This window comes from Streptomyces sp. NBC_00086 (assembly GCF_026343255.1).
Lineage (GTDB): Bacteria > Actinomycetota > Actinomycetes > Streptomycetales > Streptomycetaceae > Streptomyces.
Map to the genome: position 1 here is coordinate 19,773 of NZ_JAPELZ010000003.1, position 16,243 is coordinate 36,015.

The 16,243-nt window shown below is 71.3% G+C and carries 15 protein-coding genes and 1 pseudogene; 6 read left to right on the top strand and 10 right to left on the bottom strand.

The genetic code is table 11. The annotated features are described in order from the left end of the window. The first annotated feature begins 126 nt into the window (after positions 1-126). Together gdhA and OG276_RS38875 are read left to right on the top strand one after the other, a co-directional pair. Positions 127-1,491 (top strand): NADP-specific glutamate dehydrogenase, encoded by a 1,365-nt coding sequence (gene gdhA / locus OG276_RS38870; protein ID WP_266914225.1) that lies wholly within the window; start codon positions 127-129, stop codon positions 1,489-1,491. Between the two features lie 289 nt (positions 1,492-1,780). Then, positions 1,781-3,130 (top strand): AMP-binding protein, encoded by a 1,350-nt coding sequence (locus OG276_RS38875; protein ID WP_266914227.1) that lies wholly within the window; start codon positions 1,781-1,783, stop codon positions 3,128-3,130. Between the two features lie 63 nt (positions 3,131-3,193). On the opposite strand, the gene OG276_RS38880 is transcribed toward OG276_RS38875, so the two are convergent. Continuing rightward, positions 3,194-3,610 carry a MarR family transcriptional regulator gene (locus tag OG276_RS38880; protein WP_266914623.1) on the bottom strand — a complete coding sequence of 139 codons (417 nt, stop codon included), beginning with the start codon at positions 3,608-3,610 and terminating at the stop codon, positions 3,194-3,196. Between the two features lie 186 nt (positions 3,611-3,796). On the opposite strand from OG276_RS38880, the gene OG276_RS38885 reads away from it, so the two are divergent. Together OG276_RS38885 and OG276_RS38890 are read left to right on the top strand one after the other, a co-directional pair. Beyond that, positions 3,797-4,648 (top strand): alpha/beta fold hydrolase, encoded by an 852-nt coding sequence (locus OG276_RS38885; protein ID WP_266914229.1) that lies wholly within the window; start codon positions 3,797-3,799, stop codon positions 4,646-4,648. 52 nt (positions 4,649-4,700) lie between these two features. Beyond that, complete coding sequence (locus tag OG276_RS38890) at positions 4,701-5,594, top strand: DMT family transporter (RefSeq protein WP_266914231.1); 894 nt, start codon at positions 4,701-4,703, stop codon at positions 5,592-5,594. A gap of 83 nt (positions 5,595-5,677) precedes the next feature. Here OG276_RS38890 and OG276_RS38895 read toward each other — a convergent pair whose 3' ends face one another. The 5 genes and pseudogenes from OG276_RS38895 to OG276_RS38915 all read right to left on the bottom strand — a co-directional run bounded on the left by OG276_RS38895 (position 5,678) and on the right by OG276_RS38915 (position 8,752). Continuing rightward, on the bottom strand, positions 5,678-6,469 hold the full coding sequence (locus OG276_RS38895; RefSeq protein WP_266914233.1) for a hypothetical protein: 792 nt from the start codon (positions 6,467-6,469) through the stop codon (positions 5,678-5,680). 100 nt (positions 6,470-6,569) lie between these two features. Then, the gene (locus OG276_RS38900) at positions 6,570-6,722 is read right to left on the bottom strand and encodes a hypothetical protein (protein ID WP_266914236.1); all 153 of its coding nucleotides are present in this window, start codon (positions 6,720-6,722) and stop codon (positions 6,570-6,572) included. Continuing rightward, entirely contained in the window at positions 6,719-7,156 is a 438-nt protein-coding gene (locus OG276_RS38905; protein WP_266914625.1) for a GNAT family N-acetyltransferase, read from the bottom strand. The genes OG276_RS38900 and OG276_RS38905 overlap by 4 nt, the downstream gene beginning before the upstream one ends. 30 nt (positions 7,157-7,186) lie before the next feature. Next, positions 7,187-7,900, bottom strand: a pseudogene (locus tag OG276_RS38910) (alpha/beta fold hydrolase); the annotation flags it as partial. Positions 7,901-7,909: 9 nt separating this feature from the next. Further along, a complete protein-coding gene (locus tag OG276_RS38915; RefSeq protein WP_323182426.1) occupies positions 7,910-8,752 on the bottom strand; it encodes an endonuclease/exonuclease/phosphatase family protein in 843 nt (280 codons plus the stop codon). 1,016 nt (positions 8,753-9,768) lie between these two features. Between OG276_RS38915 and OG276_RS38920 the strand changes: the two genes are divergently transcribed. Further along, complete coding sequence (locus tag OG276_RS38920) at positions 9,769-10,884, top strand: ABC transporter substrate-binding protein (protein WP_266914238.1); 1,116 nt, start codon at positions 9,769-9,771, stop codon at positions 10,882-10,884. A 32-nt stretch (positions 10,885-10,916) separates the two neighbouring features. Here the strand turns inward: OG276_RS38920 and OG276_RS38925 are convergent, their stop codons facing one another. The 4 genes from OG276_RS38925 to OG276_RS38940 form a co-directional block, all read right to left on the bottom strand. Further along, complete coding sequence (locus OG276_RS38925) at positions 10,917-11,864, bottom strand: NAD(P)-dependent oxidoreductase (protein ID WP_266914240.1); 948 nt, start codon at positions 11,862-11,864, stop codon at positions 10,917-10,919. A gap of 85 nt (positions 11,865-11,949) precedes the next feature. Continuing rightward, on the bottom strand, positions 11,950-12,714 hold the full coding sequence (locus tag OG276_RS38930; protein ID WP_266914242.1) for an SDR family NAD(P)-dependent oxidoreductase: 765 nt from the start codon (positions 12,712-12,714) through the stop codon (positions 11,950-11,952). A gap of 92 nt (positions 12,715-12,806) precedes the next feature. Next, a complete protein-coding gene (locus tag OG276_RS38935) occupies positions 12,807-14,069 on the bottom strand; it encodes a cytochrome P450 (protein ID WP_266914244.1) in 1,263 nt (420 codons plus the stop codon). Positions 14,070-14,218: 149 nt separating this feature from the next. Beyond that, complete coding sequence (locus OG276_RS38940; RefSeq protein ID WP_323182427.1) at positions 14,219-15,313, bottom strand: ScbA/BarX family gamma-butyrolactone biosynthesis protein; 1,095 nt, start codon at positions 15,311-15,313, stop codon at positions 14,219-14,221. A 16-nt stretch (positions 15,314-15,329) separates the two neighbouring features. Between OG276_RS38940 and OG276_RS38945 the strand changes: the two genes are divergently transcribed. Next, complete coding sequence (locus OG276_RS38945) at positions 15,330-16,025, top strand: ScbR family autoregulator-binding transcription factor (RefSeq protein ID WP_266914248.1); 696 nt, start codon at positions 15,330-15,332, stop codon at positions 16,023-16,025. The last annotated feature ends 218 nt before the right edge of the window (positions 16,026-16,243 follow it).

Here is a 16,243-nt window from a genome sequence, read left to right on the forward strand (position 1 = left end):
GCGGGCGGGGTACCCTCCGGCTGTGACTGTTTTCGGATAATGGATTCCGCTATGCGGAAGTTTGGTCCGGAGTTTCGAGCCTAGGCTCGGAGCCGGCCCCGGCGTAGACACCAGGAGGAACAGACCGTGACGGACCCCAAGGACCCGCAGGGCCGGCTGGACGCGCTGCGCGGCGACATCGAGCGCCGCAACCCCGCCCAGCCCGAGTTCCACCAGGCCGTACGGGAGGTCCTGGACACCCTGGCCCCCGTGTTCGCGGCACGTCCCGAGTACGCGGAACCGGGTGTGGCCCTGCTGGAGCGGCTCACCGAGCCGGAGCGGCAGATCATCTTCCGGGTGCCGTGGCAGGACGACCGTGGTCGCGTCCACGTCAACCGTGGCTACCGCGTCGAATTCAACAGCGCGCTCGGCCCGTACAAGGGCGGCCTGCGCTTCCACCCGTCCGTGGACATCGGCGTGGTGAAGTTCCTCGGCTTCGAGCAGGTCTTCAAGAACGCGCTGACCGGGCTCGGCATCGGCGGCGGCAAGGGCGGCAGCGACTTCGACCCGCGCGGGCGGTCGGCGGCCGAGGTCATGCGGTTCTGCCAGTCCTTCATGACCGAGCTCTACCGTCACATCGGTGAGCACACGGACGTCCCCGCGGGCGACATCGGCGTCGGCGGGCGCGAGATCGGGTACCTCTTCGGGCAGTACCGGCGCATCACCAACCGCTGGGAGGCCGGCGTCCTGACCGGCAAGGGCCAGGGCTGGGGCGGCTCGCTGATCCGCCCGGAGGCCACGGGCTACGGCAGCGTGCTGTTCGCCGCCGAGATGCTGGCGGTCAAGGGGCTGGCGCTCGACGGGCTGACGGCGGTCGTGTCCGGCTCGGGGAACGTGGCGCTCTACACGATCGAGAAGCTGCAGCAGCTGGGGGCGAACCCGCTGACCGCGTCCGACTCGCAGGGGTACGTGGTTGACGAGAAGGGCATCGATCTCGCGCTGCTGAAGCAGATCAAGGAGGTCGAGCGCGGGCGCGTGAGCGAGTACGCGCAGCGTCGCGGGCCGTCGGCGCGGTTCGTGCCGGGCGGGCGGGTGTGGGACGTGGCGGCGGAGGTCGCCTTCCCGTCGGCCACCCAGAACGAGCTGAACGCCGATGACGCGCGGACGCTGATCGCCAACGGGGTCAGGGCGGTGTCGGAGGGCGCGAACATGCCGACCACGCCGGAGGCGGTGCACCTGCTGCAGGCGGCCGGGGTGTCCTTCGGGCCCGGCAAGGCGGCGAACGCGGGCGGGGTCGCGGTCAGCGCGCTGGAGATGGCGCAGAACGCGGGGCGTGTCGCGTGGAGCGCGGAGCGGGTCGAGGCGGAGCTGGCGGGGATCATGCGGGACATCCATGCGGTGTCTTACGCGACTGCAGAGCGGTATGGCTCCGCCGGGGATTATGTGGCTGGGGCGAACATTGCTGGGTTCGAGCGGGTTGCCGATGCGATGTTGGCGCAGGGGTTGATCTGAGGTCGTGGCGTCGCGTTGTCGCGTGGGGGCGGGCTGATGCGCTGAGGTAGGGGGGTGGGGTGCGGGTCGGGGGTGCCGCTGTGCGGGGGTGTCCCCTACCCGCCCTTCCTCCGTTCCCCGGGCTGTGCCCGGACCGCCCGGGGCTCCGCCCCGGACCCCGCGCCTCAAACGCCGGCGGGGCTGGGTTGGCCGGGTTGGCCGGGTTGGCAGACGCCCGGGCGGGCTGGGGTGGGCGCTCGGTAGGGGTGGGCGGTCGTAGGGTGGGGCGGTCGACAGGTGATCGGACTCCTTGGGGGGATCAGTGCTGACCGCGCTCACCGGGGTGTATGGAGACCGGGCCGATGCCCTGCGGGTGGCCGGGCGGGGGGCCTCCTATGAGGAATTGCTCGGTGCGGCCCGTGCCGTGGCTGCCGATGTCGCCGGGGCGCCCGCCTTCGCGGTGACCGCGACGGCCTCGCTGGAGACCGTCGCCGCCGTCGTCGGCGGGCTGCTGGCCGGGGTGCCCTTCGTACCGCTGCCGCCCGATGCGGGGCCCGCCGAGCGGGAGCACATCCTGCGGGACTCCGGCGCGGTACTCGTCGACGTGGACTTCGGACGGCGCGGAGACGGGGGCGCGGAGGTGGGGGCGGGTGCCGGGCAGTCGGCGCTGATCCTCTACACCTCCGGGACCACCGGCCCGCCCAAGGGGGTCGTCCTCACCGCCGAGGCCTTGGCCGCCGACCTCGACGCCCTCGCCGAAGCCTGGCAGTGGAGCGCCGAGGACACCCTCGTGCACGGGCTGCCGCTGTTCCACGTGCATGGACTCGTACTCGGGGTGCTCGGCGCGCTGCGTACCGGCAGCCGGCTCGTACACACCGGGCGGCCCACCCCGGAGGCCTACGCGGAGGCCGGGGGCAGCCTGTACTTCGGGGTGCCGACCGTGTGGTCCCGTATCGCGGGGGCGCCGGCGGCCGCCGCCGCGCTGGGCGGGGCCCGGCTGCTCGTCTCCGGCAGCGCCGCGCTGCCCGCGCCGGTCTTCCGGGACCTGGAGCGGCTGACCGGGCTGCGGCCCGTGGAGCGGTACGGGATGACCGAGACGCTGATCACCATCAGCGGGCGCGCGGGCGGGGAGGTGCGGCCCGGTACGGTCGGCACTCCGCTCCGGGGCATCCGTACGCGGATCGTGGCGGAGGCGGGCGCCGAGATCGGCGAGCTGCAGCTCACCGGGCCGACGCTGTTCTCCGGGTACCTGGGCCGGCCCGAGGCCACGGCCGCCGCCTTTACGGAGGACGGGTGGTTCCGTACGGGCGACATCGCGGCCGTCGACGAGGCCGACGGGGTCCACCGGATCGTCGGCCGGGCCTCCATCGACATGATCAAGTCGGGCGGGTACCGGATCGGCGCGGGCGAGATCGAAAACGCGCTGCTGGATCACCCCAAGGTGAGCGAGGCGGCGGTGGTGGGGCTGCCGGACGCGGATCTCGGGCAGCGGATCGTGGCCTTCGTGGTGGCCGAGGGCGTCACGGGGCCGGAACTGACGGACTTCGTCGCCGCGCAGCTGTCGGTGCACAAGCGGCCGCGCGAGGTGCGGTTCGTTGCGGCGATTCCGCGCAATGCGATGGGCAAGCCGCAGAAGAAGCTGCTGCTGGGCGACGCCTGACGGTGTGGTGCGGTGGGTTTCTCGGCGCCGGAACCCCGCGCCGGGCGCCGCCGCACCGATGGGTCAGTGGGTGTCGCGGGGGACCAGGTGGCGGGCCAGGACCTCCAGGGCTCGGGTCAGTTCAGGCAGTCGTTCCGCTTCGGTCTCGCCGAGGGCGCGGGCGAGGGCGTCCTCGACCTTGGACGCTCCGGCGGCGCGTACGGCGGCCACGCGCGCGGAGGTTCCGGGGGCCTGGCGGACCAGCGTGCGGCGGCGGTCGGCGGGGTCGGGCGAGGTCTGTACGGAGCCGGCCTCGCGCAGGCGGGCGACGGCCCCGGAGACCTGGCTCTGCGGGAGGCCCGTGCGCTGGGCCGTCTCGCCGACCGTGGTGTCGGGGTGCGCGGCGATGTCGCCGGCGACGATCACGACGGAGCGGGTGCCCCCGGCGTACTGTCCCGGGCCGCCGGGGGGCTCGGGCAGGGCCTCCTCGCCGAGCTTCATCAAGGCACGGCCCAGCAGGAAGAGTTCGATTCCGTCCACCGGATCACGGTACATCGAAGACGGGTGAAGCATCGAAGGAGATGCATCTTTTTCGATCCATCTATATTGATGTATCTGATTCGATGGGTTAGTGTGGTTGCAGAGAGTGACGGACTGGGGGTCCGGAGCCGCGAGCAAGGAGTTGTCATGACTGTCAGCATCGAGTCCGGTGTCGCCGGCACGCTTCCGGTTCAGGGGGCCGTGCTCCACTACCAAATGCAGGGCTCCGGTCCGCTGTTGCTCATCGCGCAGAGTGGGGAGGGGGACGCCGACCGCACCGTGGATCTCGTCCCGCACCTCACCGACGCCTTCACCGTACTGACCTACGACCGCCGTGGACTTTCGCGCAGCCGGTCGGAGGAGCCCGGCCGGACGGCTTCGCTCGCCGAGCACGCCGAAGACGTGCACCGGCTGCTGGCTGCCGTCACCGACGAGCCGGTGACGATGCTCGGCTGCAGTCTGGGGGCCGTCATAGGCCTGCACCTGGCCGTACGGCACCCGGAACAGGTGAGCACCCTCATCGCGCACGAGCCCGTGGCCCCGTGGCTGCTGCCCGAGGGGGAGCGGGCCGGGCACGTGGCCGAACTCAAGGAGTTGCAGGGCATCTACCGCAAGGGCGGACTGGAAGCCGTCTTTCCGGAGATGGCGCGGGTCCTCGGAATAGACCTCGCGCGGCGCGACGCGGAGCAGGGCCTGACCCCGCAGCCCCTGGACGAGCGCCGGCGTGCCAACTTCGGCTACTTCATCGAGCACGACTTCACGGCGATCGTCGAGGACACCCTCGACGTGGACGCCCTCACCCGGAGCCGCACGCGCATCATCCCGGCGCTGGGCGCCGCCACCCCGTCCACCGTCTTCGACCACCGGTGCGCGACGGAACTGGCGGCCCTCCTGGACACGGAGATACGGGTCTTCCCGGGCGGCCACAACGGCAACACCACGCACCCCCGGGGCTACGCGGAGCTGCTGCGGGGCGTGCCGGGTCCGGCCGGAGCGTAGGCGCTCGAGAAAGGACAACGGGCCTTTCGGGTGGGGCAGGTAGCTTGCTCGCATGGACAAGACTTCTGATCAGATCAGGACCGACCGGTGGGCGCTGATAGCCGCCGGAGTGACCGTCGTGCTGTGGGCCTCCGCGTTCGTTTCCATCCGCTCGGCGGCCGCGCACTTCGGGCCCGGAGCTCTCGCGTTCGGACGCTTGCTGACAGCCTCGGTCGCGCTCGGGCTGGTACTGGTCATCAAGCGGGTGCCGCCGCCGCCGAAGCAGGCGTGGCCCGGGATCCTGGTCTCCGGGGTGCTCTGGTTCGGGCTCTACATGGTGACGCTGAACTGGGGCGAGCAGCTGGTGGACGCCGGCACCGCGGCCATGATCGTCAACATCGGCCCGATCGTGATCGCCCTGCTCAGCGGCTGGCTGCTGAAGGAGGGTTTCCCGCCCATGCTGCTGGCGGGCATGGCGGTCTCCTTCGCCGGAGCGGTGCTGGTCGGACTGTCCACCTCGAACGGCGGGACCGCCTCGCTGGGAGGGGTCCTGCTCTGCCTGGTCGCCGCGCTCACCTACGGGGCGGGGGTGGTCGCGCAGAAGCCGGCGCTGGCGTACGCGAGCCCGCTCCAGGTGACGACGTACGGCTGCTTCGTCGGCACGGCCGTCACCCTGCCCTTCGTCTGGCAGCTCGTCGACCAGCTTCCCGGGGCGCCGCTCGACGCCGTCCTCAACATGCTCTACCTGGGGCTCTTCCCGACCGCGCTCGCCTTCACCACCTGGACGTACGCGCTGTCGCGGACCACCGCGGGGAAGATGGGCGCGACCACCTACGCGGTGCCCGCCGTCGTGGTGCTCATCGCCTGGATCGCCCTCGACGAGATCCCGGCCGCGCTGACCCTGCTCGGCGGTGCGGTCTGCCTGGCAGGCGTTGCCGTCTCCCGGAGGCGGCGGGGCCCGGCTTAGGGGGAAGCCCAGGTTCTGGACGTACGCGGGTTCTGCCCGGTGCGGCACGGCTCCAGGAGGGTTGGACGCCCCGACCCCGGGGGTCAGGTCGCGGTGGGGATGTGGCGCGCTGCTGCGACGCCGGCCATCGTGCGGAGTTTCGTGAAGTAGGAGGCGCAGTACTCCGAGTTGATCAGGGAATCGATCTTGTCGAGGTCGGCGATACACGCCCAGAGGATGGCTATGCCGTTGTCGTCGAGTCCGCCGTTCAGCTCGGTGTGGACGAGGCCCGCGACATCGGCGTCCAGGAGGATCAGGTCCACGCCCTCGATGTCCACGCCGCGAAAGCTGTCGGGATAGAGCGCGCGCAGGTGTTCCTCCCACAGCCGGGCGAGTTGGTCCTCGGGCTGTTCCCCGGTCGTGTGGGCGGCTGTCGCTTCTATCGCAAGCGGCGGGAGAAGGAGCAGGGAAACGGCGTCGAAGACGGCACGCACCATCGCGATGGCCGTGGTCGGGCCGAGGTCGGCACTGGTTACGGCGCCCTGTGCGAGCTGGTCGCGCAGTTGTCGGCTGCGGTCGAGTTGGGTGGCCAGTTCGGCCGGGATGAGCCCTGTCTCGGCGGCCTGCTCGATCAGGTCCTGGAGCGGCTTGCGGACGGCGAGGCGCTCGGTGAGCACGTGTTCCAGGGCGAACAGGGAGTGCGTGACGGCGGTGGTGGCGAACTCGTACCGGTAGTAGGAGTGTCGGATGAGCTCGCGGGAGGTTTCCATCGTGCTCATGACGTACATCGACGCGTTGCCGGGCAGAACCAGGTCGGCAACCAGGGCCTGCATGTCCTCATAGTCGAGAACGATGTTGCGGGAGCGTGGGTCCGGTACCGGCGGCAGGGGGGTCACCCTCCCAGTCTTGTCGCCCGAACGCTGTCGGTGCCATCGGATTTGCTCGGTCAAGCCGGCTGCTGGGGCCGGTGCGCGTCCACGTAGCCGAGGGTGCGGTTCATGGCGATGGCCGAGCGTTCTCCGCGTCGCCGAGTCGGGCGAGGGGCGTGAAGGTGAGGCCCGTCGTGCGGGACCGGTCCACGTACGGCGTGAACTTGGGGGAGTCGAGGGTGTGGACCGTGAGTTCGAGGCGGGCCCAGGGAGTGCTCACGCGAGGCGCAGGTCTATGAAGGGGACGGTGTCGCCGGGGAGGACGTAGCGGTCGAACTCGGTGAAGCCCGCCCGGTGCGCGAAGCTCAGGCCCTCCGGGTTGGACGCGAGGACCACGGTTTCGATCACCTCGGCGCCCAGGGCCCGTGCCTGGGCGAGGGCGTACGCGTACAGCTCTCGGCCGAAACCCCGTCCCCGGTGGGTGGGAAGGACGCGCGAGATCACGGTGGCGGTCGTGGAGCCTGCGGCGGGGGGACGGACCGTCGTGCATCCGACGAGGGTGTCGCCGAGGTGGGCGATGTGCAGGACGTGGCGGGCGGAGCGCTCCCGCACGTCTTCGAGGGAGAGGACGGCCGTCGGGATGACGGTGTTGTGGACGTGCTGCCAGTCGTGCAGGGCGGCTTCGGAGCCGGCGTGCACCGGGTGGATGCGCAGAGCGGAAGCCGGCGGCGGGGTGTCCTGGGCGGCGGCTTCGAGGAGGACGCGGGCCAGGGCGGAGGGGGCGGAGAACATCGGCCAGTGGCCCGTGTCCAGGGTGACCAGCTGCCAGTCCGGGCCGGTGGACAGGAGCTCCGCCACGTCGGGGTGGGGTTCGGCGCCGTCCAGCAGGCATTTGACGTAGGTCGCGGGGAGCTCGGCGAGCGGGTGTGTGAGGACGGCCGGTTCGGTGAGGGTGGCGCCCGGGTGGGGGGTCGAGCCGGCGAGGAGCCGGGCGATCTGTTCGGGGGTGAGGCCCTGGCCCTCGTAGTCGGCGGCCTGCTGGGGAGGCCAGAAGCCGTTGTTCGCCGCGATGGAGGACTCCACGGCCGCGCGGCCGTCCGGCCAGGCGGAGACGAAGGATCCGTTGTGGGTGGGGACGTTGGCGTCGACGAAGACCACCCGGTTCAGGCGGGCGCCGATCCGCTCGGCGGCCTGGCCGACCGGGATGCCGGCGTAGCTGTGGCCCACGAGGACCACATCGCGCAGACCGAGTCCGTCGATGGCGTCGACTATGTCCGTGACGTGCGTCTGCTGGCCGGCCGCGACGCCCTGCTTCTCCGCGAGGCCGGACAGGGTCAGCGCGTGCACCTCGTGGTCGCCCTCACCCGTGGTGCGCAGTGCGGTGCGGAGTTCGGCGGCCACCTCGTCCCATGCCGCCGCTCCCAGCCAGGCGCCTGCCACCAGTACGAATTCAGTCATGACCGTACGTTAATCGAACTGGATGTCGGCGGTGAGGGGCAGGTGATCGCTGGGTGTGGCGGGGAGCGTACGGACCTGGGTGACGGTTCCCGAGCGGGTCAGGATCTGGTCGATCCGGGCCAGGGGGAAGGACGCGGGCCAGGTGAAGGCGAAGCCGGGAGCGGATGTCGGCGTTGCTGCCAGGGCGGTGCGGACGGGGGCCAGGCCGCGGTCGTCGGCGGTGCCGTTGAGGTCCCCGAGCAGGACGACGCGTTCGGCGGGTTCCGCGGCGAGGACGGCGCCGAGGAGGAGGGCGCTCTCGTCACGGCGGGCGGAGCCGAAGCCGGAGGCGCCGAGGCGCAGGGAGGGCAGGTGGACGACGTAGACGGCGACGGGCCCGCCGGGGGTGGCGGCGGTGGCGCGCAGGCCGCGGTTCCAGTGCGGGTCGCCGGCGAGGGCCGGCGGTTTGATGTCGACGGGGCGGACGTCGGTGAGCGGGTACGTCGACCAGAGCCCGACCGTGCCGTGGACGGCTTGGTGGGGGTAGTCGGCGGCGAGGGTGTCGGTGAAGGCCGTGATGGCGGCGGGGGTGAGCTCCTCGACGGCGATGAGGGCGGGGTGGGCGGCGGCGAGGGCACGGGCCGTGCGGGAGGGGTCCGGGTTCTCGTCGCTGATGTTGTGCTGGACGGTGGTGAGGGTGGGGCGGGCGGTGGCCGGTGCGGCGGGGCGGGGGAGGAGGCTGCCGAACTGGCCCAGCCAGGCGGCGGTGGGGAGCAGGAGGGCCAGGGCGATGGCGGCGGAGCGGCGTCGCAGGGCCAGGGCGAGGAGGAGGGGGACGGCCAGGCCGAGCCAGGGGAGGAACGTCTCCAGCAAGCTGCCGGGGTGACCTGGGGTGTTGGGGACCAGGGAGGGGCGGGTGAGGAGTGCGGCGAGGAGGACCGGGAGGAGTACGGGGAGGAGTACGGGGAGCAGTACGGGGAGCAGTACGGGGAGGGCTGTTGTGCGGGCCGAGGGCGATGGCCAGGGCCAGGGCCAGGGACGTGGGCGACGGCCGGGGCCGGGGCCGGGTGGCCGGCGGGGGAGGAGGGGGCGGGGTCTGGTGGTGGGGCCTTGGGACTGGCCCGGGGTTGGGCTGGGGGTCGAGCCGGTGGTTGTGCTGGGGGTCGGGTCGGGAGTCGGGTCCGGGGTTGGGGCTGGGGTTGGGGTTGGGCTTGGAGCCGAGCCGGGAGTCGGGCCCGGGGTCGGGCTGGCAGTCGGGCTGGGGGTTGGGTCCGGGGTTGGGTTGGGAGTCGGGCCGGGAGTTGGGTCCGGGGTTGGGCTGGGTGCCGGGCCGGGAGTTGGGTCCGGGGTTGGGCTGGGGGTCGGGTCCGGGGTTGGGCTGGGGGTCGGGTCCGGGGTTGGGCTGGGGGTCGGGCCCGGGGTCGGGTCGGGGGTCGGGCCCGGGGTCGGGTTGGGAGTCGGGCCGGGAGCCGGAGCCGGGGTTGGGCTGGGTGCCGGGCTGGGGGTTGGGTCCGGTGTTGGGCTGGGAGTCGAGCCGGGGGTTGGGTCGGGAGTCGGGCTCGGGGTCGGGCTGGCAGTCGGGTTGGGGGTTGGGCCCGGGGTCGGGCTGGGAGTCGAGCCGGGAGTTGGGGCCGGGGTTGGGCTGGGGGGTGGGCCCGAGTTTGGCTGGGGCATGGGGATGGTCCTGCCTGTTGTGTTTGGGGGATGGGGTGTGGCGTGCGGTGGGTACGACGACGTCGGGGGTGGGGGGCCCGGTTCCCGCGGGGTGGGCGTCCGGGAGTATGCGGTTGCCCCGGGGGGTTGGGGTGGATCCAATGGGCGGGATGATCAAACGGGTGCGTCGGGCGGACTTCGGTCGTAGCGGCGCGGGGAAAGAGGAGCGTCACGCTGTGAACGCGTCGGCATTGTCGTCAGCAGGGGAGCGGGTCGGCGGGCCCTCCGTGCGGTTGGGGGCTCTCGCGCCGTTGACGCGGCCCGGCTGGGTCGACGCGGGGCGGCACTTGCTCGCGGGGCTCGAACTGGCCGTGCGCGAGGTCAACGACGCGGGAGGGGTCGGTGGCCGGCCGCTGGAGCTCGTGGTCCGGGACACCGCGGCCGATCCGGAGCGGGCCGCGGCGGCCGTGGAGGAACTGGCCGGTCTGGGGGTGGCCGCCGTGGTGGGGGAGTACCACAGCGTCGTCGCCCGGGCCGCCGCCGCGCGGGCCGACGCCCTCGGTGTGCCGTTCCTCTGTTCCTCCGCGGTGCTCGACGCGCTCACCGAAGAGCCGACGGAGTGGGTCGCGCGCCTGGCCCCGGCCCAGTCCCACGGCTGGCGGACGTACGCGGACTTCCTCCTCGGGGCGGGCCACGAACGGATCGCGGTGGCGACCCAGCCGAGCGTCTACTGGGCTTCCGGGACCCGCATCCTGCGGGAGCACCTCGCTTCCCGCGGCGGCACCGTCGTCGAGATCGACGCCCATGCGCTCACCCCCGAGGGCCTGTGCGACGCGCTCGTCGAGCAGGGTGCGACGGCGCTCCTCCTGCTGGTCGGGTATCCGGATCCGGCGGCGGCGATCGTCAGGGCAGTACGGGCGGACCGGCGGCTCGGGGAGGTCCTGATCGGCGCCCCGGCCGGACAGCCGGAGTTCGCCGGATGGGCCGGGGCGCTGGGCGCGGACGGCGCCGGGATCCCCTTCCTGCGCTACCTGCCCGAGCGCCTGGGCCCGCTCGGCGAGCGGGTGGGGAAGGAGCTCCGCGAACGGCTGGGCGAAGAGCCCTCGTTCGTGGCCTTCGAGGGCTGGGACAGCGTCACCGTCCTCGCCGAGGTGCTGCGCTCGCACGGCACGGACCGGGCGGCCGTCGCCGCGGCATGGCCGCACGTGGCGGTCGAGGGGACCCGTGGGCCGATCCGGTTCTCCCGGATGCCGGGGATCGGCGTGTGGCAGTGGGCCTGGACACCGGTGCGCGTGGTCGACCGGGATCCGGGGGACATCGGTCGCTTCCGGATCCTGAACGAGAGGGCCTGATCGGCAAGATCCGAAAGAGACGGGCCACAGCACTAGCCGCGGGCGAGGTGGGCGCGGTACCAGGGGGTGGCGGAGGGGAGCAGGGCGAGGGGCGTGGGTGTGGGGCGCAGTCCGGTCAGTTTCCAGATGGGGTCGGCGCGCTGGTGGTAGTCGCGGGCCAGCAGGGAGAACTGCCGCTCCGTCACCTGGCCGGGGCGCTCGCGGAGTCGCTCCACGCAGCGGTCCCACGGCCACTCCTCCCGTACCTCGGGCAGGATCCCTTCGGCGGCCAGGGCCGATACGAGGCCGGCGCTCGTCACCGGGGCGGGGTGGCTCGCGTGGTGGATCCCGCCCCCGGGCGGCTCCGGGGCCGTGGCCAGGGCGTCGATCAGGCGGGCCAGTTCGCAGACGTCGACCACGGACAACAGTGCGCGGCCGCCGTCCCAGTTGGCCGGGACGCGGTCGATCAGCTCGGCCAGGGCCGGGACGACCCAGCGGTCACCGGCGCCCAGCACCAGACCCGGCCGCAGGACGGTCCCGCCGGCGGCCAGTACCGGGGCCTCCGCCGCCAGTCGGCTGCGGCTGGCGGCGGACACCGGGTCGGGGGCCACCTCGTCGACCTCGATGCCGCGGTGCGGGAGGATCCCGTAGACCGCGGCCGTGGACAGGTGGACGATCCGGCGCACCCCCGCCCGCACGGCCTCCGCGAGGAGGGCCGCGCCGCCCAGGACGTTGACGGTGTGGCAGCGAGCCGCGTCCCGCCCGATGTAGGAGGCCAGGTTCACCAGCGCGGCCGCGCCCTCGCAGACCCCGCGCAGCGAGCCGGGGTCGCACAGGTCGGCCGGTACCCACTCCACGCCTTCGCGCGCCGCACCGGGGGTGCGGGCGAGGGCCCGCACCCGGACGTCGGGGCGGCGGGCCAGGGTGTCCAGTGCGGCCGAGCCGATGAAACCGGTGGCTCCCGCCAGGACGATCACCCTGGGTCTCTCGGATATCTGCATGGGCTCGATTCCATCGACGTGGGTACGGCGCCCGGCCGGGTGCTCCGAAGTGTCCGTACGGCTCTACTTCGTTCCAGCGGTTCTCTCAGCGGGCGGTCCAGCCGCCGTCCACCGGGACGGTCGCGCCGACCACGAAGGACGCCTGGTCGCTGAGCAGCCACGCGGCCGCGTTCGCGATCTCGCGCGGGTCCGCCGTACGCGGCAGCGGGGCCATGGTGTGCAGCTCTTGCTCCAGGCCCGGGTTCAGGTCGAACCACTGGGCCATCATTTCGCTGCGCGTGGTGCCGGGAGCGATGGCGTTGACCCGGACGCCTTGGGCGGAGTACTCGGCGGCGGCCTTCGTCAGGCCGATGACGGCGTGCTTCGCCGCGATGTACGCGGCGGACGCCGGGGTGCCGACGAGGCCCGCGACGCTGCTGTTGTTCACGATCGCCCCGCCGCCCGGCAGCATCGCGGCGATCTCGTACTTCATGCAGTTCCACGTGCCGAGGACATTGGTGGCCATGACGGCCTCGAAGTCCGCGTTCTCGGTGAGGTGCAGGGGTGCGGGCACGGTCCCCAGCCCCGCGTTGTTGAAGGCGGCGTCCAGGCCCCCGAAGAGCTCCACCGCCTTGTCCACCGCCGCCTCGACCTCTTCGGCGCGGGCCACGTCGACGACGGCGTAGGCGGCGGTGAACCCCTCGTCCGTCAACTCGCGCGTGAGTGCGGCCAGTTGCTCCTCGCGTCGGGCGGTGAGGAGCACCGAGGCCCCGTTCTCGCAGAACACCCGGGCGGCGGCCGCCCCGATGCCGCTGCTCGCCCCGGTGATCAGGGCCCGCTTGCCCACGAGGAGGCCGGTCTTTTCCGTCATGGTGAGTCTTCCGTCTTCCGTCTTCCGTCGGGCGCGGTCCGGTCCGGTCTGGTTCGTCCGGTGGAGTCTTCAGGGAGGGGCGGACCCCGGCACTATTGGCCGGAAATAGATCCTTCGCGGGGGCCAGACCGGCCCAGGAGTACAGGAACCGTGCGGTGTCCGTTGGAGACGAACGAGAACTTCGGCCGGAGTTCATCGGCGGGTACGGCCAGGGCGATGTCGGGGAACCGCTCGAAGAGCGCGGACAGGGCGATGGCGACCTCCATCCGGGCCAGGTTCACGCCGAGGCAGTGGTGGGCTCCGTACCCGAACGACACGTGATCGGCGCGGGTGCCGCGGGTGATGTCGAAGAGGTCGGCCCCGGCTCCGTGGTGGAGGGGGTCGCGGCCCGCTCCGGCGAAGCAGACGAGGATCGGGTCGCCCTGCGGGATCCGCACGTCGTCGTCGATCTCGATCGTCTCGACGGCGTAGCGCAGGATGCTGTGCGCGCCGGGCGGGTCCGCGCGCAGGGATTCGTCGATCACGTCGTCCCACGAGGCCTTGCCGTCCCGTACGAGTTCGAGCTGGCCGGGGTGTGTGAGCAGGGAGACGACCGCGTTGTCGATGAGGTTCACCGTCGTCTCGTAGCCGGCGGTGAACAGGAGGATGAGATTGTCGAGCAGTTCCTTCTCGCTCATGTCCGCCGCGCCCGAGTCGCGTGCGGAGATGAGGCCGGAGGTCAGGTCGTCGGCAGGATTTTCCCGCTTGTGCGCCACGACTTGGTTCAGGATTTCGTACATGGCTATGCCATTCGCCACCGCTTCCTCGGGGGTGATCGAAGTGGCGAAGAAACCATCGATGATCTTTTGCAGGGGATCGCGGGCGGAATGCGGAATTCCGAAGAGCTCGCACACGACGGCGTGCGGCAGCACGTGGGCGAATTCCTTGCGGAGGTCCACGGGCCGTCCCGCCGGGGCCTGTTCCAGGCGGTCCAGCAGCCCGGCCGCGATCTCCTCTACGCGCGGCCGCAGGGCCGCCACGCGCCGCATGGTGAACTCCCCCGCCACCGGCCTGCGCAGGCGCGCGTGCTCCTCGCCGTAGGCGGTGACCATGTTCTGTACCGAGACCCAGATGGACAGCGGCCACTCCTGGCCGACTTCTCCGTTGATCCACGCCGGCCAGTGCCGGTAGGCGTCCTTCGACACGCGGGGATCGGTGAGCAGGCGCTTCACGAGTGCGTAGTCGGTGACGGACCACGCCTCCACTCCGCCAGGGAGTACGACCCGAGCGGCCCGGCCCAGGGAACGTATCTCCTTGATTTCTCCGTGTATGTCCTGGCCGAGCGGATCGATGACGAACGGGCACTGCCTGCTCACAGGAGTATCCCTCCTACATCTGCTGGTGACGGTGAGTTGGATGACGTCACAGGCTGACACGCCCGCGACCTTGCCGCCACTTGGCGCAGAGGTGTCTCGGCCAGTGGATCGCAGGAAATCGACGGCCATTTCGTAGGAAAGGGAGGAGATCAGGCGGAAACGGCAATTGCGTCCAGTGCGGCGAGGAAGACTCGCTGGCCGCCCTGATGGCCGGACACGCTGAGGGAGAGGGTGTTGTCCCTGTTCCGCGTCATCGGCTGCGCCTGGACCAGGCAGGGGGAATGGAACTCCACGTACCGCTCGAAGGTCAGATGGAGCGAGGTGGGGTACAGCCGGGTGGTGCCCGCGACGGCGAAGGCGGCCTGGTGGGTGGCCTCCAGGAGGACCATGCCGGGTACGTGATCGTTCTCGTGCGCGAACAGCGTCTTGTTCGTGGTGTGCGGCCGCAGGGTCCAGCACAGGGGGTCCACGGTGGGAGCCAGCAGGACGTGGCTCGGCTCGGACCGCAGTACGAGGGAGGGGTCCACCGGTTCCGGCACGGGCAGCAGCGGCCGGGCGTCCGCGTGTTCACCGCGCATCCGGCGGTAGGCGCCGGGAGAGGTGCACGTCAGGTTGCCGCCGCCGGTCGCGATGACCCGGCCGGCCTGCATCACGGTCATGTGGCACACCATGCCGGAGAAGCGGGTGCCGCGGCGGTTGACGTCGGTGCAGACGACGTCCATGTGGACGGGGGAGCCGCTGTCCGCCGCCAGGAGCCCGGGATCGATCCGGTAGTGGATGTCGGACATCAGGAACTGGTGCCCGAGGGGGACGCCGTACTCGGCGTGGGAGAGCAGGATGCCGGTCTGGCGGATGGCCTCCGCGATGACGGTGGGCGAACGGAAACCGTGGAGCGCGGTATGGAACGGGTGGCTTTCAGGCCAACGCAGCGTCACGTTGAAACGGTCGGGAGCAGTGCGTTCCCAGGCCGAGAGGAACACCTCGGAGGTGTTGGGACGGTGCACGAGCCAGTTGGGTACGGCCGGAGGCCTTGCATCTGAGACCCCGACCGACGGTCTTTGGGCGTTTTCGCTCGCATACGACGTGATTAACATGATTTCCCCTCCGGACTTCGAGGCACATTCGAGCCACTCGTGGTATGTCTCGGTTCGCCGCAAGATACGTGCTGCCTGGTATAATTTGCAACGGCTGTTTTCGGTGACATGCTCATACCCCCGAGGAGGTGCATCAGTGGCCGCCAGCATCGTGGAAGGAGCGAAGGTGTCTCAGAGGGAGGCTTCTCGACGCACCCGGCAACTCATCGTCGAGGCCGCCGGCGCCGTGTTCGCGGAGAAGGGCTTCAACGGGGCCACGATCGCGGACGTCTACCAGCGGCTCGGCCTGACCAAGGGTGCTTTCTACTACTACTTCAAGGGCAAGGAAGAGCTGGCCCAGGCCGTCCTGGCCAGCCAGATCGACACGGTCGGCTTCCCGATCCTGCCGCGGAGCACCCGCCTCCAGGAGATGATCGACAAGGGCATGCTCTTCGCCGTTCAGATCCGCAGCGATCCGATCGTGCAGGGCAGCCTGAGGCTCTCCCTGGAGCGCGGCAGTCATCACGAACACCGCCTGCGGCCCTACCAGGACTGGCTCGATCACAACCGGTTCGCCCTGGGGCAGGCCCGCGAGTGCGGCGAGCTCCATGCGCACGTGGACCTGGACGCGGTCGCCAACCTCATCGTCGGCGCCTTCACCGGAGTGCAGGTGCTCTCAGAGGTGATGTCCGACTGGGAAGACCTGGAAGTACGGGTATCCGTGCTGCTCAGGCACATCATGCCGATCATCGCGCTGCCGACGGTCCTGGCCGAACTCGACATGGCTCCCGGCCGCGCCGAGCGGGTCGCCGCCGATCTGGAGAAGCACCTGCGCCAGCGGGCCGAGGCCGAATCCGCCGATTCGGTCGAGCTCCAGGCCTAGTACGTCCTTTGGCCGGAACGTCCCGGCGACCACACGGTTTTCCCCGCTTCACTCCGCCGGGCGTCCTCGACGCCCGGCGGAGGGCTTTCCGCAACCGGTTCGGTGCTCCGGGTGGAGACAATCAGTTCTTCCGATGACGGTTGCCTACCTTCATGCAGGTTTGTTTCCATGAGCGCGGCCCCGGGCCACATACGAGGCTCTTGACCGACCACGGAGAA

Bases quoted from the DNA above. Each gene is read 5' to 3' on its own strand.
- OG276_RS38880 (WP_266914623.1), bottom strand. From the start codon at position 3,610: ATGAAGCTCGGCGAGGAGGCCCTGCCCGAGCCCCCCGGCGGCCCGGGA.
- OG276_RS38885 (WP_266914229.1), top strand. From the start codon at position 3,797: ATGACTGTCAGCATCGAGTCCGGTGTCGCCGGCACGCTTCCGGTTCAG.
- OG276_RS38890 (WP_266914231.1), top strand. From the start codon at position 4,701: ATGGACAAGACTTCTGATCAGATCAGGACCGACCGGTGGGCGCTGATA.
- OG276_RS38925 (WP_266914240.1), bottom strand. From the start codon at position 11,864: ATGCAGATATCCGAGAGACCCAGGGTGATCGTCCTGGCGGGAGCCACC.
- OG276_RS38930 (WP_266914242.1), bottom strand. From the start codon at position 12,714: ATGACGGAAAAGACCGGCCTCCTCGTGGGCAAGCGGGCCCTGATCACC.
- OG276_RS38940 (WP_323182427.1), bottom strand. From the start codon at position 15,313: ATGCTGGCGGCCACTGATGCACCTCCTCGGGGGTATGAGCATGTCACC.